Source organism: Pseudomonas sp. WC2 (assembly GCF_050586545.1).
GTDB lineage: Bacteria > Pseudomonadota > Gammaproteobacteria > Pseudomonadales > Pseudomonadaceae > Aquipseudomonas.
Genome location: NZ_JBOBDR010000004.1, coordinates 134,368 through 154,716 on the forward strand (window position 1 = coordinate 134,368; position 20,349 = coordinate 154,716).

The 20,349-nt window shown below is 60.7% G+C and carries 18 protein-coding genes; 10 read left to right on the forward strand and 8 right to left on the reverse strand.

Annotation, left to right across the window (positions count from 1 at the left end; all coding sequences use genetic code 11):
* Positions 1-8 precede the first annotated feature (8 nt).
* From ACQ4OE_RS06260 to ACQ4OE_RS06280, 5 genes are all read right to left on the reverse strand, one after another.
* Complete coding sequence (locus ACQ4OE_RS06260; RefSeq protein ID WP_430946118.1) at positions 9-1,229, reverse strand: electron transfer flavoprotein subunit alpha/FixB family protein; 1,221 nt, start codon at positions 1,227-1,229, stop codon at positions 9-11.
* On the reverse strand, positions 1,229-3,178 hold the full coding sequence (gene dgcB / locus ACQ4OE_RS06265; protein WP_430946119.1) for a dimethylglycine demethylation protein DgcB: 1,950 nt from the start codon (positions 3,176-3,178) through the stop codon (positions 1,229-1,231). Before dgcB ends, ACQ4OE_RS06260 begins: the two co-directional genes overlap by 1 nt.
* Before the next feature lie 162 nt (positions 3,179-3,340).
* Entirely contained in the window at positions 3,341-5,401 is a 2,061-nt protein-coding gene (gene dgcA / locus ACQ4OE_RS06270) for a dimethylglycine demethylation protein DgcA (protein WP_016983627.1), read from the reverse strand.
* Positions 5,402-5,416: 15 nt separating this feature from the next.
* Positions 5,417-5,947 (reverse strand): DUF5943 domain-containing protein, encoded by a 531-nt coding sequence (locus tag ACQ4OE_RS06275; RefSeq protein ID WP_005792152.1) that lies wholly within the window; start codon positions 5,945-5,947, stop codon positions 5,417-5,419.
* A 107-nt stretch (positions 5,948-6,054) separates the two neighbouring features.
* Positions 6,055-7,032 (reverse strand): dipeptidase, encoded by a 978-nt coding sequence (locus ACQ4OE_RS06280; protein WP_095112751.1) that lies wholly within the window; start codon positions 7,030-7,032, stop codon positions 6,055-6,057.
* Between the two features lie 234 nt (positions 7,033-7,266).
* On the opposite strand from ACQ4OE_RS06280, the gene ACQ4OE_RS06285 reads away from it, so the two are divergent.
* Together ACQ4OE_RS06285 and ACQ4OE_RS06290 are read left to right on the forward strand one after the other, a co-directional pair.
* Positions 7,267-7,668, forward strand: a complete 402-nt coding sequence (locus tag ACQ4OE_RS06285; RefSeq protein ID WP_122594854.1) for a lysozyme inhibitor LprI family protein — start codon at positions 7,267-7,269, stop codon at positions 7,666-7,668.
* 47 nt (positions 7,669-7,715) lie between these two features.
* The gene (locus ACQ4OE_RS06290; protein WP_430946120.1) at positions 7,716-8,132 is read left to right on the forward strand and encodes a DUF3010 family protein; all 417 of its coding nucleotides are present in this window, start codon (positions 7,716-7,718) and stop codon (positions 8,130-8,132) included.
* 137 nt (positions 8,133-8,269) lie between these two features.
* Here the strand turns inward: ACQ4OE_RS06290 and ACQ4OE_RS06295 are convergent, their stop codons facing one another.
* On the reverse strand, positions 8,270-9,214 hold the full coding sequence (locus tag ACQ4OE_RS06295) for a GlxA family transcriptional regulator (protein WP_122594748.1): 945 nt from the start codon (positions 9,212-9,214) through the stop codon (positions 8,270-8,272).
* Between the two features lie 206 nt (positions 9,215-9,420).
* Here ACQ4OE_RS06295 and ACQ4OE_RS06300 point away from each other — a divergent pair, with 206 nt between their 5' ends.
* From ACQ4OE_RS06300 to ACQ4OE_RS06320, 5 genes are all read left to right on the forward strand, one after another.
* Entirely contained in the window at positions 9,421-10,365 is a 945-nt protein-coding gene (locus tag ACQ4OE_RS06300) for a choline ABC transporter substrate-binding protein (protein ID WP_430946121.1), read from the forward strand.
* A 109-nt stretch (positions 10,366-10,474) separates the two neighbouring features.
* Positions 10,475-11,362, forward strand: a complete 888-nt coding sequence (locus tag ACQ4OE_RS06305; protein ID WP_008083182.1) for a 3-keto-5-aminohexanoate cleavage protein — start codon at positions 10,475-10,477, stop codon at positions 11,360-11,362.
* A 143-nt stretch (positions 11,363-11,505) separates the two neighbouring features.
* A complete protein-coding gene (locus ACQ4OE_RS06310) occupies positions 11,506-12,471 on the forward strand; it encodes an L-carnitine dehydrogenase (protein ID WP_430946122.1) in 966 nt (321 codons plus the stop codon).
* A gap of 134 nt (positions 12,472-12,605) precedes the next feature.
* Entirely contained in the window at positions 12,606-13,082 is a 477-nt protein-coding gene (locus tag ACQ4OE_RS06315) for a thioesterase family protein (RefSeq protein WP_430946123.1), read from the forward strand.
* Positions 13,083-13,473: 391 nt separating this feature from the next.
* Entirely contained in the window at positions 13,474-13,737 is a 264-nt protein-coding gene (locus tag ACQ4OE_RS06320) for a hypothetical protein (RefSeq protein ID WP_122594744.1), read from the forward strand.
* A gap of 47 nt (positions 13,738-13,784) precedes the next feature.
* Here the strand turns inward: ACQ4OE_RS06320 and ACQ4OE_RS06325 are convergent, their stop codons facing one another.
* Positions 13,785-14,888: a GlxA family transcriptional regulator gene (locus ACQ4OE_RS06325; protein WP_122594743.1), complete on the reverse strand. Its 1,104-nt coding sequence runs from the start codon at positions 14,886-14,888 to the stop codon at positions 13,785-13,787.
* A gap of 525 nt (positions 14,889-15,413) precedes the next feature.
* Positions 15,414-16,790, reverse strand: a complete 1,377-nt coding sequence (locus ACQ4OE_RS06330) for an L-serine ammonia-lyase (RefSeq protein WP_430946124.1) — start codon at positions 16,788-16,790, stop codon at positions 15,414-15,416.
* 436 nt (positions 16,791-17,226) lie between these two features.
* Here ACQ4OE_RS06330 and ACQ4OE_RS06335 point away from each other — a divergent pair, with 436 nt between their 5' ends.
* From ACQ4OE_RS06335 to choV, 3 genes are all read left to right on the forward strand, one after another.
* Entirely contained in the window at positions 17,227-18,174 is a 948-nt protein-coding gene (locus tag ACQ4OE_RS06335; RefSeq protein ID WP_122594741.1) for a choline ABC transporter substrate-binding protein, read from the forward strand.
* Between the two features lie 66 nt (positions 18,175-18,240).
* A complete protein-coding gene (choW, locus tag ACQ4OE_RS06340) occupies positions 18,241-19,086 on the forward strand; it encodes a choline ABC transporter permease subunit (protein WP_008085763.1) in 846 nt (281 codons plus the stop codon).
* Entirely contained in the window at positions 19,083-20,261 is a 1,179-nt protein-coding gene (gene choV / locus ACQ4OE_RS06345; protein WP_158958442.1) for a choline ABC transporter ATP-binding protein, read from the forward strand. Before choW ends, choV begins: the two co-directional genes overlap by 4 nt.
* Positions 20,262-20,349: the final 88 nt, after the last annotated feature.

A 20,349-nucleotide genomic window follows, 5' to 3' on the forward strand; every position in this document is an offset into this window, starting at 1 on the left:
GGGTTTCCTTAAGCGGCATCGCGCTTGGCTTCGTTGCGGTAAGCCGCGACCGCTTCGATCAACGCCTGAAGAATCTCTGCGCTCTCGCCGATCACCGACAAATCGGCACGCTTGATCATGTCGCAACCCGGGTCGAGGTTGATCGCCACCACCTTGTCGCAGGCGCCGATGCCTTGCAGATGCTGGATCGCGCCGGAGATACCCACAGCCACATACACCCGGGCGGTGACCCACGTGCCGGACGCGCCGACCTGGCGATCACGGGCCATGAAGCCGTCGTCCACGGCAACCCGCGACGCCCCTTCGGTAGCACCGAGCGCCGCCGCCGTTTCGTGGAACAGTTGCCAGTCCTTGACGCCATTGCCGCCGGAGAAAATAAACTCCGCCTCGGCCATTGGAATAGCCGCCGGGTCCACCGCCACCGCGCCGAGATCTTCGATCCGCGACAGGCTGCGCGCGACACTTGTGGATAACTCCACCGGCAACGCTTCATGACGGGTTTCGCTGACCGGCTCGGCGCATTCCGCTGCTGCCAGGATCAACCGTGCAACCGGACGGGCGAGGTCTTGCAGCCCGGCGCCCGCGCGGCCAATGCACTCTTGATCCTTGACCTGCCAGACCCGCGTCGCCGGGCGCTCGCCCAATGCCGCAGCAAAGCGCCGACCGAGTTCACCGCCACCGCTACGACTGTCCGGCAGCAGCCAGTGGCGCGGATTGAACTGGTTATCCACAGCGCGCAAACCTTGCACCCGTTGTTCCGGTGCATAACCGCTGAACTGTTCGCCTTCGAGCACCAGCAAGCGATCGACGCCTGCCGTGGCGAAAGCATTTTCCTTGTGCTCGCCAAACACCACTGCGAGCACCGCACCATCCTGACCGGCAAGCTGATGGGCGAGGCCGAGCAAGTCGCGGTCGTGGCTGCTCAAGCGGCCGCCGACCATGTCCGGCACCACGCTGATGTAGAACGCCGGAGCCGGTACCTGATGCAGCGGCAATTGCACTTCCACAGCTGCCGAACGTTTGACCGCCCCGCCCTGTTGCGCGCCGCTGCGGTCGATACGCTTGATACCGTTGGGGCCGATAAAACCGATGCCGTGCAGATTCTTGCGGATGACGCCACTCGGCCCCATCCAGCTGTGCTGCGCCGGTTGCATCGCCGCGTGCAGCGGGTGCAGGCGGTTACGGGCAATCCATTCGGCGCGCGGGTCGCGGCGGATTATGTCGCTCATCAGTGGGCCTCCGCTGGTTCACGTTTGGCCGGGGCGGCAGGTTTGCTTGGCGCGGCGTCTTCGAGCAGCGCGTCGGCGACCAGTTCGGCGATGTCCTTGATCAGCGGACGCGGCTCGACCACACCTTCGAGCATCGCCGTGCACTGTGGACAACCCACGGCTACCAGTTCGGCGCCCGTCTCGCGGATGTCTTCCATGCGCATGTCGGGAATCCGCTGCTTGCCCGGAATATCGGTGATCGGCGCCCCGCCGCCGCCGCCGCAGCAGCGCGAACGGAAGCCGGAACGCTGCATCTCTTTAACCTCGATGCCGAGGGCGCGCAGCACTTCACGCGGCGCTTCGTACTCGCCGTTATAGCGACCGAGGTAGCACGGATCGTGATAGGTCACGCTGTTGCCTTTGTGCTGACCCAGATTGAGCGCGCCGGCCTGAATGATTTCCGCCATGTAGGTGCTGTGATGCTGCACCAGGTAGTTACCGTCGAACGCGCCGTACTCGTTTTTCAGCACGTGAAAGCTGTGCGGATCGCAGGTGACGATGCGCTTGAAGCTATATTTGGCCAAGGTCTGGATGTTGCGTTTGGCGAGCAACTGGAAGGTCGCTTCATCGCCCAAACGACGCGCTACGTCGCCGCTGTCACGCTCTTCGAGACCGAGCACGGCAAAGTCGATTTTCGCCGCTTTCAGCACTTTGACGAACGCGCGCAGGGTGCGCTGGTTGCGCATGTCGAACGCACCGTCGCCGACCCAGAACAGCACGTCGGTGGATTTCTTCTCGCTGAGCAGGTTGAGGTTCAGATCCGCCGCCCAGTTCATCCGCCCGCCCGGGGCAAAACCGCCGGGGTTGTCGGTGGCGATGAGGTTTTCGAGGACTTCGGCGCCCTTGTTCGGCGTCGCGCCTTTTTCCAGGGTCAGGTGACGGCGCATGTCGACGATGGCATCGACGTGCTCGATCATCATCGGGCATTCCTCGACGCAGGCGCGGCAGGTGGTGCACGACCACAGGGTTTCGGCGTCAACCAGACCGTTGACGATCGGTTGATGCGGATTGCCTGAGTGTTCGCCCACTGGCTTACCCGGATAGGGACTGCCGGCGAACTTGGCATCGGTGCCGCCAGCGAGGCCGACGACCATGTCCTGAATCAGTTTTTTCGGGTTCAGTGGCTGGCCAGCGGCGAAGGCCGGGCATGCGGCTTCGCACTTGCCGCATTGCACGCAGGCGTCAAAACCGAGCAGTTGGTTCCAGGTGAAATCCTTGGGTTTCTCAACACCCAACGGCGCACTCGGATCGTTCAGATCCAGCGGTTTCAAACCCGTGGAACGGCCGCCGCCAAAACGTTCGGCCCGACGGTGCCAAGCCAGGTGCAAAGCACCGGCGAAGGCGTGTTTCATCGGCCCGCCCCAAGTCATGCCGAAGAACAATTCCGACACGCCCCACAGCACGCCGATCCCGAGGATGACCGCGAGCACCCAGCCGCCAAAGTTCTCCGGGAGAATTCCGGCCACGGGCAACGTCAGCAGGAAGAACGACGCCGAGAACGCCAGCAGGCTTTTCGGCAGGCGCATCCATGGGCCTTTCGACAGGCGCGCTGGCGGGTTGCGCCGACGCAGATAAACGAAGATCGCGCCGACGAACATCACTGCCGTCATCAGCAGCAAGGCGTAACCGAGTATGCGGTTATGCAGGCCGAAACCGTGCACCAGCAGCGCCAGCACAATCGACGCCACCGCACCGCCCGCCGTAGCGACGTGGGTGTTGGCGATGTATTTGTCCCGCGCCACGACGTGGTGCAAATCGACCATGTAGCGCTTGGGCATGGCGAACAAGCCGCCGATCAGATCGACCTTCGAGGCCCGGCCCCGGCGCCACATGGCCACCCGCCGCAACGCGCCGAGGACACCAAGGCCCAGAGCGGCGAACAGCAGGATTGGAAGAAGGGTGTTCAACATGGTGAAGCTCCCACCAGTACAACCTAGAGAAACACGGCGTTCAATGATCGTTCCCACGCTCTGCGTGGGAATGCATCCCGGGACGCTCCGCGTCCCAAAGCGGACGCGGAGCGTCCATTGCGGCATTCCCACGCGGAGCGTGGGAACGATCGTTCGCGAGGCTTAGAAGTCTTTGCACAACCGTAGGGCGTCATAGATCGCGGCGTGGGTATTGCGCTGTGCCACGCAGTCGCCGATGCGGAACAGCAAGTAGCCGTCGCCCGCCTCACTCAGCGACGGTTGTGGCTGGATCGCGAACAACGCTTCGACGTCGATCTGGCCCTTGTTGCGCGAACCTTCTTTGAGCGCGTAGTAGATTTCTTCATCCGGACGCACGCCGTTTTCCACCACCACCTGATCGACTACCCGCTCCTCTTTGGCGCCGGTGTATTCGTTCTCCAGCACCGCGACCAGTTTGTCGCCTTCGCGGTAGACCTTCTCCAGCATCATGTCGCCGGTCATGATCACTTCTTTCGGATACATGCTGCGGTAGTAGGTCGGGAACGACGTACCACCGATGGCCACGCCCGGTTTGATGTCGTCGGTGACGATCTCGACCTGACTGCCCTTGTCGGCGAGGAAGTCGGCAACCGACATCCCGGTGAACTCGCAGATGGTGTCGTAGACCAGCACGTTCTTGCCCGGCGCGACCTTGCCGTCGAGCACGTCCCAGCTGCTGACCACCAGCCCTTCGGCAGCGCCCCAGTGCTCGTTCTGTTCCAGGTACGGATGCCCACCAACCGCCAGCACCACTACATCCGGACGCAAGTCCATGATGGTGTCGGCATCAGCCGCCGTCCCCAGGCGCAGATCGACTTTCAGCCGCGCCAGCTCCAACTGAAACCAGCGAGTAATACCGGCGATCTGGTCACGCTGCGGCGCTTTCGAAGCAGTCGTGATCTGCCCGCCGATGAATTCCTTCTTCTCGAACAGGGTCACGTCGTGGCCACGTTCGGCGGCCACGCGCGCCGCTTCCATCCCGGCAGGGCCGGCACCGACGATGACGACCTTGCGTTTCGGCCCGGTGGATTTCTCGATGATGTGCGGCACGCCCATGTATTCCCGGGACGTCGCGGCGTTCTGGATGCACAACACGTCGAGGCCTTGATACTGGCGGTCGATGCAATAGTTGGCGCCGACGCACTGCTTGATCTGGTCGATCTGACCCATCTTGATCTTGGCGATCAAGTGCGGGTCGGCGATGTGCGCACGGGTCATGCCGACCATGTCGACGTAACCGCCCTCAAGGATCCGCGTGGCCTGATTCGGGTCCTTGATGTTCTGTGCGTGCAGCACCGGCACCTTGACCACTTCCTTGATCCCGGCGGCCAGATGGAGGAACGGCTCCGGCGGATAACTCATGTTCGGAATCACGTTGGCCAGGGTGTTGTGGGTGTCACAACCCGAGCCGACGACGCCGATGAAATCGAGCATGCCGGTGTCGTCGTAATACTTGGCGATTTGCTTCATGTCCTCGTGGGACAAGCCGTCCGGGTGGAATTCGTCACCGCACAGACGCATGCCCACGCAGAAGTCGTCACCGACCTCGGCGCGCACGGCTTTCAGCACTTCCAGACCGAACTTCATCCGGCCTTCGAAGGTGCCGCCCCATTCGTCAGTACGCTTGTTGACGCGCGGGCTCCAGAACTGGTCGATCATGTGCTGGTGCACCGCCGACAGTTCAACGCCGTCGAGACCACCGGCCTTGGCCCGGCGCGCGGCCTGGGCGTAGTTGCCGATCACCCGCCAGATTTCTTCCGGCTCGATGGTTTTGCAGGTCGCGCGGTGTACCGGTTCACGGATGCCCGACGGCGACATCAGGGTCGGCCAGTTGAAGCCGTCCCAACGCGAGCGGCGGCCCATGTGGGTAATCTGAATCATGATCTTGGCGCCATGCTTGTGCATGGCGTCGGCCAGATTCTGGAAATGCGGAATGATCCGGTCGGTCGACAGGTTCACCGAGCTCCACCACTCCTGCGGGCTGTCGATGGCGACCACAGAGGAACCGCCACAGATCGCCAGGCCGATGCCGCCCTTGGCTTTCTCTTCGTAATACTTGACGTAGCGGTCGGTGGTCATGCCGCCGTCAGTCGCGTAGACCTCGGCGTGCGCGGTGCTGAGCACGCGGTTGCGGATGGTCAGTTTGCCGATCTGGATCGGCTGGAACATTGCTTCGAAAGCCATGGCACGGTCCTCGGCTTACAACGGCTTGACGGTGAACAGGCCGTCATCGTGGCCCTCTTCGGAGCCTCCGTAGACTTGTTCAGCCACAGTACGAATCTTGCTTCCACGCGCCTCAAGGATCTGATCCATCGCACCGGCAAACCAACCGGTGAACATGTAGTCGACCTTGCGTCCGACCTTGCCGTACACATAGACGAACGCCGAGTGTTCGAGCTTGACGCTGGCGGTGCCTTTATCGAGGTCGATGTCCTGGATCTTGAACAGGCCCCAGCCGCGTTGCGACAAGCGTTTCATGTAGTGCTCGAACACCGCGACGCCTTCCAGGCCGTGGCATTCAGCTTCTTTCTCGCACCAGTGCCATGCAGATTTGTAGCCGGCCTTGTAGAGGATTTCGGCGTAGGCGTCAGCGCCCAAAACTTCTTCGATACCCATGTGATTGTTGACGAAGAAGTGACGCGGTACGTAGAGCATGGGCAGGGCGTCGGAGGTCCAGACACCGGTCTCGCTGTCGACTTCGATTGGCAATTGCGGGGCGATCTTGGCCATGGAAACTTAACTCCAGAAAAATTTTAGATTCAGTGTTGGCCGCGGCCCTCACCCCAGCCCTCTCCCAGAGGGAGAGGGCGCAGATCGGCGGCGGTCTTGAGTAAGCGTTACTCGCCCCAGACGTCTTTCAAGACGTTGACCCAGTTCTCGCCCATGATCTTGCGCACCACGCGCTCGGAATGGCCGCGCTTGAGCAGGGTTTCGGTCAGGTTCGGGAACTCGCCGACGGTGCGGATGCCCAGCGGGTTGATGATCTTGCCGAAGCTGGTCAGGCGGCGGGCGTAGCCCTTGTCATGGGTCAGGTATTCGAAGAAGTCCTGACCGTGGCCCTGGGTGAAGTCGGTGCCGATACCGATGGCGTCTTCGCCGACGATGTTCATGACGTATTCGATCGCTTCGGCGTAGTCGTCGATGGTCGAATCGATGCCCTTGGCGAGGAACGGCGCGAACATGGTCACACCGACAAAACCGCCGTGGTCGGCAATGAACTTCAGTTCTTCATCGGACTTGTTGCGCGGGTGCTCCTTGAGACCCGACGGCAGGCAGTGGGAATAGCAGACTGGTTTTTTCGATTCGAGGATGACTTCTTCGGAAGTCTTGGAACCGACGTGGGACAGGTCGCACATGACGCCAACGCGGTTCATCTCGGCGACGATTTCGCGACCGAAGCCCGACAGGCCGCCGTCACGCTCGTAGCAACCGGTGCCGACCAGATTCTGGGTGTTGTAGCACATCTGCACGATGCCAACGCCGAGCTGCTTGAACACCTCGACATAGCCGATCTGGTCTTCAAAGGCGTGGGCATTCTGGAAGCCGAAGAGGATGCCGGTCTTGCCCTGTTCCTTGGCGCGACGGATGTCGGCGGTGGTGCGCACCGGCATCACCAGGTCGCTGTTGTCGCGGATCAGCTTCTGGCTGGCAGCGATGTTGTTCACGGTCGCCTGAAAGCCTTCCCACACCGACACAGTGCAGTTGGCCGCCGTCAGACCACCCTTGCGCATGTCTTCGAACAGCTCGCGGTTCCATTTGGCAATGATCAGACCGTCGATAACGATGCTGTCGGCGTGTAATTCGGCTGGGCTCATCAGGCGTCCCCTTATTGGCGATTCATGCGCCGAATCGTCTGCCGGCGCTTTGGGGCCAGCATATGCCTCGGTGCCGGGGCGACCGGGTGCAAAAACGACAGGGGAATTGCCGAAAGCGTCAATCCGCGACAAAGGGTCGCCAGACGCTCCGATCAGCTACCTGTTCAAGCCCGCAAGCTTGAGCCAGAATCTGCGGCATCCTGGAAACACCACTGGCTTAGAGCGGCGACAACAATGAAATCGATCTTCCTGGCTTTGGCACTGATTGCGACCGGCGTACACGCCGCCGAAGAATCCGACAACAACCCGTGCGACGCCGTCGAAAACGACGTCCAGACCCTGGAATGCTCGACCTACAGCCGCACCACCGCCGAAGACCTGCTCAAGGACAACTACGCCAGCCTGACCGAACGCATGCAGACCGCCTACGGCAAAAATGCGACGCAACTGGCGGACATCACCGCCAAGATGAAAACGGCGCAACAGCAGTGGCTGAAGACGCGGGATGCCGATTGCGCGGTGGAAGCGTTCCCGGCGACCGCTGGCAGTAAGGCGTTCACGATTGCGCAGAATGACTGCGTGGCGCGGATGAGTGATGAACGGTCGGAGTTTTTGGAGTCGATTGGGCAGGAGTGAGTGTCTGAGCTGTAAGCTGCCCTTCTATAGCCAATCTAGGTAATCACATGAACATCTGCGGCATCGAAATCAAAGGCAGCGAAGCGATCATCGCCGTGGCCGCTCTCGACGGTTCGAACCTGAGCCACGTTCCCCTCGCCACCAAGAAAATCGCCCTCGAAGAGGATGACGAAGCGGCCAACGTGAAGTTGTTCGCGGCGCAGGTGGCGTCGTTTGTGCGCGAGAACTCGGTTGACCGGATTGCGATCAAGAAGCGCAGCAAGAAGGGTGAGTTTGCCGGTGGGCCGACGACATTCAAGATTGAAGGGATTTTGCAGTTGCTCGATGGCTGTGAGGTGACGTTGTTGTCGCCGCAGACGATCAATGCGCAGGCGAAGAAGCACAACTTCGAGCTGCCGGGAACGCTGAACAAGTATCAGCATGAGGCTTATAAAGCGGCGTGTTCGGCGTTGGTGAAGAAGTAAGCGTTTTTTCAGACAATGAAGATCCAAATGTGGGAGCGAGCCTGCTCGCGAAAGCGCTGGATCAGTCAATCCTGTATTGACTGACACGCCGCCTTCGCGAGCAGGCTCGCTCCCACATTGGTTTTGTGTGCATCCGTTCAGGCGTGGGCAGTACGTCGGTCTTCGCGCGGGCAGCGGGCGAAGCGGGCGCGGTAGCTGCGGGTGAAATACGACGGTGATTCAAACCCGCAGGCGATGCTGACTTCGAGCACGCTCATGTCGGTCTGGCGCAATAACTGTCGGGCTTTTTCCAGGCGCAGGCGCAGATAAAAATTGCTCGGCGTATCGTTCAGGTGCAACCGAAACAAGCGCTCCAGTTGCCGTCGCGTGACCTTGATCGATTCCGCCAACTGCAGCGTGGTCAGCGGCGGTTCGCTGTGCTGCTCCATTTCGCCAATCACCTGCACCAGTTTCTTGTTGTTGATGCCGTAACGCGTGGCAACTTCCATGCGTTGGTGGTCTTTGCGCGGGCGAATCCTCCCCAACACAAATTGCTCACTGACCTGGACCGCAAGTTGCGGGCCGTGGGCCTGGGCGATCAGATCGAGCATTAAATCGATCGAGGCCGTACCGCCCGCCGAGGTGATGCGCCGACGGTCGATCTCGAACAGCTCCTGAGTCACGCTGAGCTGTGGATAAGATTCCTTGAACGCATCGATGGCTTCCCAGTGCAGGGTCAGGCGATGGCCGTCGAGCAAACCGGCTTCGGCGAGGACGAAACTGCCGGTGTCGATGGCGCCGAGGGTGACCCCGTCGTTGTCGAGTCGGCGCAGCCAGTGTGCAAGCGTCGGCGTGACAAACTTCAGCGGTTCAAACCCGGCCACTACCAACAACGTCGCACCTTTCTTCAGCGGTTCCAGTGCCGCATCGGCGTTCACCGACATGCCATTGCTCGCCAGCACCGCCCCGCCGTCAGCGCTCAACACGTGCCAGCGATACAACTCGCCGCGAAAGCGGTTGGCCACGCGCAGCGGTTCGATGGCGGAGATAAAGCCGATGGCGGAGAAACCCGGCATCAGCAGAAAGTAGAAATCCTGCGACATGTGCGCACTCGATTCGCGGCTAACGAGAGGGAGGGTAGCGTGGCTCGTTGATACGCCGTTTGCCCGCGGCATTCAAGCGTGCAGGTCGCTACAGTGCAAATGCCAGTCGCTGCAGTGCGCTTTCATGGGCGTATAGCTGCGTAACTTTGCATCACCGGCGCACCAGATGCCGGGAACCACAATAACGACCTGCCGAGGAACCCGACATGAAACGACTGATCAGCAGCTGTGTTCTTGCACTCAGCGGTACCGCTTTCTTCAGCGCCGGCGTCATGGCGGCCGACCCGGCGTCGTGCCAGAACGTGCGCATGGGCGTGGTCAACTGGACCGACGTGATCGCCACCAGTGCCATGACCCAGGTCCTGCTCGACGGCCTCGGCTACAACACCAAACAAACCAGCGCCTCCCAGCAAATCATCTTCGCCGGGATTCGCGATCAGCGTCTGGACCTGTTCCTCGGTTACTGGAACCCGTTGATGACGCAAACCATTACGCCGTTCGTCGACGCCAACCAGGTCAAAGTCCTCGAAGCACCAAGCTTGAAAGACGCCCGTGCGACACTCGCCGTGCCGACGTATCTGGCCGACAAGGGCCTGAAAACCTTTGCCGACATCGCCAAATTTCAGAAGGAACTGGGCGGCAAGATCTACGGCATCGAGCCGGGTTCGGGCGCCAACACGCAGATAAAGGCAATGATCGCCAAGAACCAGTTTGGCCTCGGCAAGTTCCAGTTGGTCGAGTCCAGTGAAGCCGGCATGCTCGCTGCCGTCGATCGCGCCGTGCGCCGCAAAGAAGCCGTGGTGTTTTTCGGCTGGGCGCCGCACCCGATGAACGTCAACGTGCAGATGACTTATTTGACCGGCAGCGACGACGCTCTCGGCCCGAATGAAGGCATGGCCACGGTGTGGACGGTCACCTCGCCGAAATACGCCGAGCAGTGCCCGAACATCGGTCGCCTGCTGACCAACCTGACGTTCACCGCCGAGGACGAGAGCCGGATGATGCAGCCGCTGCTCGACCACAAGGACGCCTTTGAATCCGCCAAGCAATGGCTCAAGGATCACCCGGAAGACAAGCAGCGCTGGCTCGACGGTGTGACCACGTTCGATGGCAAACCGGCCGCTGAAAACCTCCAGCTGACCAGCAAATAACCCTCTATTGAAAAGCTCCTCTCCCAGATTGGGAGAGAGCACTGACCGACGCTTCGCAGCCCGAAAAAGGGCTGCGGACAGACCCATCACGCCTGAAGGAAACCGCACCATGAACCACGACGTCATCATCACCTGCGCACTCACCGGTGCTGGCGACACGACCGCCAAGAGCCCGCATGTGCCGGTCACCCCGAAACAGATCGCTGCGGCGGCCGTGGAAGCGGCCAAGGCCGGCGCCACCGTGGTGCATTGCCATGTGCGTGACCCGCAGACCGGCAAGTTCAGCCGTGACGTGGCGCTGTACCGCGAAGTGATGGAGCGCATCCGCGAGGCGGACGTCGACATCATCGTCAACCTCACAGCCGGCATGGGCGGCGACCTCGAAATCGGCGCCGGCGAGAACCCGATGGAGTTCGGCCCGAACACCGATCTTGTCGGCCCGCTGACCCGCCTCGCTCACGTTGAAGCGCTGCTGCCGGAAATCTGCACCCTCGATTGCGGCACGCTGAACTTTGGCGATGGCGACACCATTTACGTGTCCACTCCGGCGCAACTGCGTGCCGGCGCCAAGCGCATCACCGAGCTGGGCGTGAAGGCTGAGCTGGAAATTTTCGACACCGGTCACCTGTGGTTCGCCAAACAGATGATCAAGGAAGGTCTGCTCGATAACCCGCTGTTCCAGCTGTGCCTGGGCATTCCGTGGGGTGCTCCGGCGGATACCACCACGATGAAAGCCATGGTTGATAACTTGCCGGCGGATGCGGTGTGGGCCGGGTTTGGCATTGGCCGGATGCAGATGCCGATGGCGGCGCAAGCCGTGCTCCTGGGCGGCAACGTACGGGTTGGGTTGGAAGACAACCTGTGGCTGGACAAAGGCGTGCTGGCGACCAATGGCCAACTGGTCGAACGCGCCAGCGAAATCCTCAGCCGCCTCGGCGCCCGCGTGCTAACCCCGGCCGAGGGGCGCAAGAAAATGGGCCTGACCCAGCGCGGCTAGTCGAACTCACATCAAAACCCTGTGGGAGCGAGCCTGCTCGCGAAGAGGCCCGTACATCCGAAGCATCTTCATCAGCAGAGCCACCGCTTTCGCGAGCAGGCTCGCTCCCACAGTTGATCGCCGAACTATTCAGGAATGTCACCATGAGCTTCATCACCGAAATCAAAACCTTCGCAGCACTGGGCAGCGGTGTCATCGGCAGTGGTTGGGTCGCGCGCGCACTCGCCCATGGCCTCGACGTGGCCGCTTGGGACCCGGCCCCCGGCGCCGAGGCAGCGCTGCGCAAACGCGTGGCCAATGCCTGGGGTGCGCTGGAGAAAAACGGTCTGGCGCCGGGTGCGTCGCAGGATCGTCTGCGCTTTGTTGCGACCATCGAAGAGTGCGTGCGCGATGCCGATTTCATTCAGGAAAGCGCCCCGGAACGTCTCGAACTGAAACTCGATGTGCACAGCAAAATCAGCGCCGCCGCCAAACCCAATGCGTTGATAGGCTCGAGTACCTCAGGCCTGCTGCCGAGCGAGTTTTACGAGAGTTCCACGCACCCTGAACGCTGCGTGGTCGGCCACCCATTCAACCCGGTGTATCTGCTGCCGCTTGTAGAAGTGGTCGGCGGCAAGAACACCGCGCCGGAAGCCGTGCAGGCAGCGATGAAAGTCTACGAATCCCTCGGCATGCGCCCGCTGCATGTGCGCAAGGAAGTACCCGGATTCATCGCTGACCGCTTGCTTGAAGCGCTGTGGCGTGAGGCGCTGCACCTGGTCAACGACGGCGTGGCGACCACTGGCGAGATCGACGATGCGATCCGTTTTGGCGCCGGTCTGCGCTGGTCGTTCATGGGCACGTTCCTGACTTACACCTTGGCCGGCGGCGATGCTGGCATGCGCCACTTCATGTCGCAATTCGGCCCGGCGTTGCAGTTGCCGTGGACGTATCTGCCAGCACCGGAACTGACTGACAAGTTGATCGATGACGTGGTCGATGGCACCAGCGATCAGCTCGGCCGGCACAGCATTTCCGCGCTGGAACGCTATCGTGATGATTGCCTGCTGGCGGTGCTGGAGGCGGTGAAGACCACCAAGGAAAAGCACGGGATGGCGTTCAGCGAATAGTCCGATCTACTGATCATTCCCACGCTCCGCGTGGGAATGCAGCCCGGGACGCTCCGCGTCCCAGAAGCGTGACGCAGAGCGTCACAAGAGGCGTTCCCACGCAGAGCGTGGGAACGATCGCGTCAGGAGTAAACATGCCCACCCTCACCACCTACCAAACCACCATCATCCCCGACTGGGTCGACTACAACGGCCATCTGCGCGACGCCTTCTACCTGCTGATTTTCAGCTACGCCACCGACGCCCTGATGGATCGCCTCGGCATGGACAGCAACAACCGCGAAGCCAGTGGCCACTCGCTGTTCACCCTCGAACTGCACCTCAACTATCTGCACGAAGTGAAGCTCGACACCGAGGTCGAAGTGCGCACGCAGATCATCGGCCACGACAGCAAACGCCTGCACCTCTATCACAGCCTGCACAAGGTCGGGGAGGATCAGGAACTGGCTGGCAACGAACAAATGCTCCTTCACGTCGACCTGGCTGGCCCGCGCTCGGCACCGTTCGGCGCCGACACCCTGAGCCGCCTGCAAAGCATCGTCACCGAGCAACAAGACCTGCCCGCTCCCGTCTACATCGGCCGCGTCATCGCGCTGCCACCCGCCCGTTAGACCGCATCATCGTTCATCGCCAGCAGGCCTGGCTCGCACATTGGATTTGGCTGTGCACACATTTTGTGTTGACCGCAGATCACCTGTGGTGAGCTAGCCCTGCCAGCGATTGGCAGCGACTCGGTCTTCCTGATTCACAGCCCAAAAAAAGCCCCGATACCAGCCGTGACAGGATCGGGGCAGAGGGTACTTTGAGGAGCTGCCGTGCGAGGGTGACCAAACCTTCGTGAAGCGAGCTGAGGCCAGTGTGCCCACTCGCGTTTGTGGCGAGTTAGCCGAAAACGACCTGTTCATAGTCGTCGCAGCCACGCTGACAAAACGCCCTTGCCGTGCCCGCGCCAGCCTTACAAACTCAAGCCAAGACCTCCAATGCCACAGAAGGATTTGCGTGATGATGTACGCCGATTTGATTGACCAGGAAGATCTGTTGGGCCAGCTCAAGGCGTTGGGTATTCAAGTACCCACTGGCACGACCGCCGAGCAGGCGTGCGAGTGCGCCGTGCGCGGTCTGGATAACGTTCGCGCGTTTGAACTGCGCAAGATGGTCAAGGACATGTACACCAGCGGCGCCAGTATTCAGCCGGCGGTGCGTCAGGCGATCGACAAGCAGTTGTTGCCGGCACTCGCCGATTACCAGCAAAGCCACAGCGCCTGACGCTGACCACCGCATCGTTCCCACGCAGAGCGTGGGAACGATCCTTATCAGAGCCTTACGCTGGCAAACGTCGATTCATTGCGCGCCTGACTCAACGCCGACATCGGCCCCGACAGAGGTGACATCACAATCGCCTGCGGCAGTGGCAACATCGCCACTTGCTGCGCGGTGTTGGAGCCGACGCGTTCGTCACGCGGCGGAATGCCGAAGTATTCGCGGTAGCACTTGGAGAAGTGCGGCGTCGAGACGAAACCACACACCGACGCCACTTCGATGATCGACATCGGCGTCTGCTTGAGCAGTTGCCGCGCGCGAATCAAGCGCAGCTTCAAGTAATAACGCGACGGCGAGCAATGCAGGTATTTCTGGAACAACCGCTCCAGCTGTCTGCGCGACACGGCGACGTATACCGCCAATTCATCCAGGTCGATCGGCTCTTCCAGATTGGCTTCCATCAGCGCGACGATTTCCTGCAGCTTCGGCTGGTTGGTGCCGAGCATGTGTTTGAGCGGCACGCGCTGGTGATCCTGCTCGTTGCGGATGCGTTCGTAGACGAACATCTCCGAGATCGCGGCGGACAGTTCACGGCCGTGATCGCGACTGATCAGGTGCAGCATCATGTCCAGCGGCGCGGTGCCGCCGGAGCTGGTGAAACGGTTACGGTCGAGGGTGAACAAACGAGTGCTCATCGCCACGCGTGGGAAAGCTTCCTGCATCGCCGCCAGACATTCCCAGTGCACGCTGCAATCGAAACCGTCGAGCAACCCGGCGCACGCCAGTGCCCAACTGCCGGTGCACACGGCGCCGAGACGTTTGGACTGACGCGCCTGACTTTGCAGCCACGAGACGTGTTCACGAGTCACGGTGCGTTGGATACCGATGCCGCCGCAGACGATCACGGTGTCCAGTGGCGGGGCTTTGTGCATGGAGGCGTCGGGAGTGATTTGCAGACCGTCACTGGCCCACACCTGGCCGCCATCGACGGTAAGGGTGCTCCAGCGATACAGCTCGCGACCGGACAATTGGTTGGCCATGCGCAGGGGTTCTACTGCGGAGGCCAGAGAAATCAGCGTGAAATTGTCCAGCAGCAGAAAGCCGATGGATTGAGGCGCACGGTTCTGGGGTTGGGCCCCGGAGTTGAACGACGTCATCGCGGTATCTCCTCACACAAAGCGGGTGATGGCCTCAGGCGGAGGCTCTTGTTATTGCCAGCGTTCTCGCGTGGGAGACGGGCTTTGTTATGACAGAGCAATTGCCATGCCTAAAATTGGATGGCCGTTCAATAACTCCTGAAAACGACGTCGCGACGCGTCTATACGAGCCGTCCGACGAAAGGTATTTCCAAGTGCCATCAGCGGCGCTGAAAGCCGTGCTTCAGCATCCGTGAGCAGATCGGTAGCACTTGTGGGAACTGGCCTGCGCGCGGTTTACGAGGAGTGTCACCACAAGCACGGGTGACGGACGGTAGGAGGTATGGATTGTGTGTAACAGGTGGGAACGACGCTTATCTGATTGCGACGCGCTAAAAGGTGGCGTGATTGATTGTCAGTGTTCACTTAGCGCGCAGTTTTGACTGGTCTGGCTCCATCGCCAGCAGGGCTGGCTCCCACATTTGATCTCGGCGTTCACAAACCCTGTGGGAGTTAGCCCTGCTAGCGATTGGGGCCAACTCGGTCTCAGCACTCCACCGCGCTGACCGCCAACCCACCCCGCGAAGTCTCCTTATATTTGTCATGCATATCCGCGCCGGTATCGCGCATGGTGCGAATCACCCGGTCCAGCGAGATAAAGTGCTGACCATCCCCGCGCAATGCCATCTGCGCCGCGTTGATCGCTTTCACCGCCGCAATCGCATTGCGCTCGATGCACGGCACTTGCACCAGACCACCGACCGGATCGCAGGTCAGCCCAAGGTTGTGTTCCAGGCCAATCTCCGCCGCGTTGCACAACTGCTCCGGCGTAGCGCCCAGAATCTCCGCCAGCCCCGCCGCTGCCATCGCGCACGCCGAACCGACTTCGCCCTGGCAGCCGACTTCGGCACCGGAGATCGAAGCATTCTTCTTGCACAGAATCCCCACCGCCGCTGCACCCAGGAAATAGTCGACCACGTTGGCGTCCGTCACCGCTTCGCTGAACTTCATAAAGTAGTGCAGCACCGCCGGAATGATCCCCGCCGCGCCATTGGTCGGCGCCGTGACCATGCGCCCGCCGGCCGCATTCTCTTCATTCACCGCCAGCGCAAACAGGTTGACCCACTCCATGGCGCTGAGCGTCGAGCCGATCACATTCGGCTTGCCCAACTCCTGAAGACTGCGATGCAACTTCGCCGCACGCCGCCGTACATTCAAACCGCCGGGCAGAATGCCTTCGTGCTTGAGGCCTTGCTCGACGCAGTCCTGCATCGCCCGCCACAGCTTCATCAGCCCGGCGCGAATTTCTTCTTCACTGCGCCAGACCTTCTCGTTGGCCATCATCAACTCGGCAACGCGCAGGTTGTTCTTTTTGCACAGATCCAGCAGCTCAACCGCACTGGAAAAGTCGTAGGGCAATTCAGTGCGATCCAGATCGACCACACCACTGGAGGCCTGCGCTTCATCGACGACGAAGCCGCCGCCTACCGAATAGTAGGTATCGCGGTGCAGTTCACCGTGATCGCCGTCAGCAACAATCGTCATCGCGTTGGGGTGGAACGGCAGGTTTTCATCGATCAGACGCATGTCCCGCGCCCAGACAAACGGCACTGATAAACGACCGTCCAATAAAAGCGTATCGGTTTCACGCAGCGCCTGAATGCGCGGGCCAATCTGCGACGGGTCAATTGCGTCCGGCCACTCGCCCATCAAACCCATGATCACCGCGTTGTCGCTGCCGTGACCGATACCGGTGGCCGACAGCGAACCGAACAGCTGCACTTCGATCCGCCGCACCTGTTCCAGTTGCTGCTTGTCCCTTAACGACTCGACGAACAACGCCGCTGCGCGCATCGGTCCGACGGTGTGGGAACTGGAAGGGCCGATGCCGATTTTGAACAGGTCGAAAACGCTGATAGCCATTGCTGCAGAGCTCCTGAGGATGCCGGTCCGGGGCGCAAAAGCGCCCGCTGGCGGAGCTGCTACGCTCAAGCTGCGATCCGCCGGAATGCCAGCATCATCAGGCTTTTGTCGGGACGCACGGCGTCTGGCACCGACGCACTCATGTCCACCAGCGCCGCGCCGTTTTCGTCCCGGTTTTCGCCGTTTTTGTGCGGTTCAGATGGCCTTGCAGGGCGGAAAAAAGCTGTAAACGACGTCACTGACACTAGATACGACCATCCCTGTACTGGATACGACCCCCCCTGTAGGCGTCAGATTTTCACTGGTACATGATCGTTATGACTCGATTGCAAGGCGCCGCGGTAGAGCTGTCTCCAGAACGCCATCCAACCGCAACCTATAAGTGCGGTGGTCCACAGTCGGAACACTGCCAAAAAAAACACCAAGGAGTCCATCCATGAAAGGTTCCCCGTCGTTGTTATTGGCCGCCATGCTGAGTCTGCCGTTACTGGCGCAAGCCGCAGAACCGGCGCAGTGCAGTACCGTCAACTTCTCCGATGTTGGCTGGACCGACATCACCGCGACCACCGCGACCACTTCTGTTGTCCTTAACGCCCTCGGCTATAAGACCAAGACCACCATGATCTCCGTGCCCGTGACCTACAAGTCGCTGGCCGACGGCAAGAACATGGACGTGTTCCTCGGCAACTGGATGCCGACCATGGAAAACGACATCAAGGCCTACCGCGATGCCGGCACCGTGGAAACCGTGCGCACCAACCTCACGGGCGCCAAGTACACCCTCGCCGTGCCGCAAGCCCTGTATGACAAAGGTCTGCATGACTTCGCCGACATCGCCAAATTCAAGAAAGAACTCGACGGCAAGATCTACGGGATCGAGCCGGGCAACGACGGCAACCGCCTGATCCAGAGCATGATCGACAAGGACGCCTTCGGCCTGAAGACCGCCGGTTTCAAAGTCGTCGAATCGTCAGAAGCGGGCATGCTCTCGCAAGTTGATCGGGCCTCGCGCCGTGGCACTGAAGTGGTGTTCCTCGGCTGGGCGCCGCACCCGATGAACAAGCGTTTCAAGATTCAATACCTGACCGGCGGCGACGAGTTCTTCGGCCCTGATTTCGGCGCTGCGACCGTGGCGACCAACACCCGCAAGGGTTACGCCGAGGAATGCAGCAACGTCGGTCAGTTGCTGAAGAACCTGGAGTTCAACGTCGACATGGAAAGTGAACTGATGGGCAACATCCTCGACGACAAGATGAAGCCCGACGCGGCCGCCAAGGCGTGGCTGAAAAAGAATCCACAGGTGCTCGATACCTGGCTCGCTGGCGTGACCACCATTGACGGTAAACCTGGCCTGGAGGCCGTGAAAGCCAAGCTCGCACAGTAATCGCTTATGCCGGGTGGGCTCGCCCACCCGGGCTGTTTATTTCCTTGCATGCGGACGTTCACTACCATGCTGATTGATCAGAAAATACCTCTAGGCCAGTACATCGCGGGCTTCGTTGAATGGTTGACGCAACACGGCGCCAACACGTTCGATGCAATCGCCGTGACCCTGGAAACGATGATCCACGGCGTGACGTTTGCGCTCACCTGGTTCAACCCTTTTGTCTTGATCGGCCTCATCGCCCTGCTCGCGCATTTCATCCAGCGCAAATGGGGATTGACCGTTTTCGTCATCGCTTCCTTTCTGCTGATCCTCAATCTCGGGTACTGGCAGGAAACCATGGAAACCCTCGCCCAGGTGCTGTTCGCGACCCTGGTCTGCGTGGTCATCGGCGTGCCGTTGGGCATCGTCGCCGCGCACAAGCCGATGTTCTACACGCTGATGCGTCCGGTACTCGATCTGATGCAGACCGTACCGACCTTCGTTTACCTCATTCCTACCCTGACCCTCTTCGGGCTGGGTGTGGTACCGGGCCTGATCTCCACGGTGGTGTTCGCCATCGCTGCGCCGATCCGCCTGACCTACCTGGGCATCCGCGATGTCCCGCAAGAACTGATGGACGCCGGCAAGGCCTTCGGCTGCTCGCGTCGCCAATTGCTCTCACGGATCGAACTGCCTCACGCCATGCCGAGCATCGCGGCCGGCATTACCCAGTGCATCATGCTGTCGCTGTCGATGGTGGTGATCGCGGCACTGGTAGGCGCCGACGGACTCGGCAAACCGGTGGTCAACGCACTGAACACTGCTGATATCGCCCTGGGCTTCGAAGCAGGCCTGGCGATCGTACTGCTGGCGATCATGCTCGACCGTATCTGCAAACAACCCGACGCCAAAGTAGGGGGTGACGCATGAGCATAATTCGCTTCGAAGACGTTGACGTAATCTTCTCCAAGGACCCACGCGAGGCGCTCAAGCTGCTGGATCAGGGCATGACCCGCAACGAGATCCTGAAAAAGACCGGGCAGATTGTCGGCGTGGAAAAAGCCACGCTGGACATCAACAAAGGCGAAATCTGCGTGCTGATGGGCCTCTCCGGCTCGGGCAAATCGAGTCTGCTGCGCTGCATAAACGGCCTCAACACCGTGAGTCGCGGCAAGCTGTTTGTCGAGCATGAAGGCAAGCAGATCGACATCGCTTCCTGCACCCCGGCCGAGCTGAAAATGATGCGCACCCAACGCATCGCCATGGTCTTCCAGAAGTTCGCGCTGATGCCGTGGCTGACGGTGCGCGAGAACATCAGTTTCGGTCTGGAAATGCAGGGTCGACCGGAAAAGGAACGGCGCAAGCTGGTCGATGAAAAACTCGAGCTGGTGGGCCTGACTCAATGGCGCAACAAGAAGCCTGACGAACTCTCCGGCGGCATGCAGCAGCGCGTCGGTCTGGCGCGGGCACTGGCGATGGATGCAGACATTCTGCTGATGGACGAACCGTTCTCGGCTCTCGACCCGCTGATCCGCCAAGGCCTGCAGGATGAACTGCTGGAACTGCAACGCAAGCTGAACAAGACCATTGTCTTCGTCAGCCACGACCTCGACGAGGCGCTCAAACTGGGTAGCCGCATCGCGATCATGAAGGACGGCCGGATCATCCAGTACAGCGTGCCGGAAGAGATCGTGCTGAACCCGGCGGACGACTACGTGCGTACGTTTGTCGCGCACACCAATCCGCTCAACGTGCTCTGCGGTCGCAGCCTGATGCGCACGCTGGATAACTGCAAACGCATCAACGGTTCGGTGTGCCTCGATCCGGGCGGTGATTCGTGGCTGGACCTGGCTGAAGGCAACACCATCAAGGGTGCGCGGCAGAATGGTTCGGTGCTGAACCTGCAGAACTGGGCGCCGGGACAAGCGGTGGAAGGCCTGGAACGCAAGCCGACGCTGGTGGATTCGAACATCGGCATGCGCGATGCGTTGCAGATTCGTTATCAGACCGGCAACAAACTAGTGCTGCACGATAACAATCATGTGGTGGGGATCTTGGGCGACAGCGAGTTGTATCACGCGTTGCTGGGCAAGAACCTGGGATAAAGACAGCAGACACAAAAACGCCGCGAGAGGATCGCGGCGTTTTTGTTTGCGTGATGATCGTTCCCACGCTCTGCGTGGGAATGCCGCC

Coding starts and splice junctions, on each gene's coding strand:
- ACQ4OE_RS06280 (WP_095112751.1), bottom strand. CDS start 7,032: ATGAGCCCAGCCGAATTACACGCCGACAGCATCGTTATCGACGGTCTG.
- ACQ4OE_RS06285 (WP_122594854.1), top strand. CDS start 7,267: ATGAAATCGATCTTCCTGGCTTTGGCACTGATTGCGACCGGCGTACAC.
- ACQ4OE_RS06305 (WP_008083182.1), top strand. CDS start 10,475: ATGAACCACGACGTCATCATCACCTGCGCACTCACCGGTGCTGGCGAC.
- dgcA (WP_016983627.1), bottom strand. CDS start 5,401: ATGGCTTTCGAAGCAATGTTCCAGCCGATCCAGATCGGCAAACTGACC.
- ACQ4OE_RS06330 (WP_430946124.1), bottom strand. CDS start 16,790: ATGGCTATCAGCGTTTTCGACCTGTTCAAAATCGGCATCGGCCCTTCC.
- ACQ4OE_RS06295 (WP_122594748.1), bottom strand. CDS start 9,214: ATGTCGCAGGATTTCTACTTTCTGCTGATGCCGGGTTTCTCCGCCATC.
- ACQ4OE_RS06300 (WP_430946121.1), top strand. CDS start 9,421: ATGAAACGACTGATCAGCAGCTGTGTTCTTGCACTCAGCGGTACCGCT.
- ACQ4OE_RS06310 (WP_430946122.1), top strand. CDS start 11,506: ATGAGCTTCATCACCGAAATCAAAACCTTCGCAGCACTGGGCAGCGGT.
- ACQ4OE_RS06320 (WP_122594744.1), top strand. CDS start 13,474: ATGATGTACGCCGATTTGATTGACCAGGAAGATCTGTTGGGCCAGCTC.
- ACQ4OE_RS06315 (WP_430946123.1), top strand. CDS start 12,606: ATGCCCACCCTCACCACCTACCAAACCACCATCATCCCCGACTGGGTC.
- ACQ4OE_RS06275 (WP_005792152.1), bottom strand. CDS start 5,947: ATGGCCAAGATCGCCCCGCAATTGCCAATCGAAGTCGACAGCGAGACC.
- ACQ4OE_RS06325 (WP_122594743.1), bottom strand. CDS start 14,888: ATGACGTCGTTCAACTCCGGGGCCCAACCCCAGAACCGTGCGCCTCAA.
- choW (WP_008085763.1), top strand. CDS start 18,241: ATGCTGATTGATCAGAAAATACCTCTAGGCCAGTACATCGCGGGCTTC.
- ACQ4OE_RS06335 (WP_122594741.1), top strand. CDS start 17,227: ATGAAAGGTTCCCCGTCGTTGTTATTGGCCGCCATGCTGAGTCTGCCG.
- ACQ4OE_RS06290 (WP_430946120.1), top strand. CDS start 7,716: ATGAACATCTGCGGCATCGAAATCAAAGGCAGCGAAGCGATCATCGCC.
- choV (WP_158958442.1), top strand. CDS start 19,083: ATGAGCATAATTCGCTTCGAAGACGTTGACGTAATCTTCTCCAAGGAC.
- ACQ4OE_RS06260 (WP_430946118.1), bottom strand. CDS start 1,229: ATGAGCGACATAATCCGCCGCGACCCGCGCGCCGAATGGATTGCCCGT.
- dgcB (WP_430946119.1), bottom strand. CDS start 3,178: ATGTTGAACACCCTTCTTCCAATCCTGCTGTTCGCCGCTCTGGGCCTT.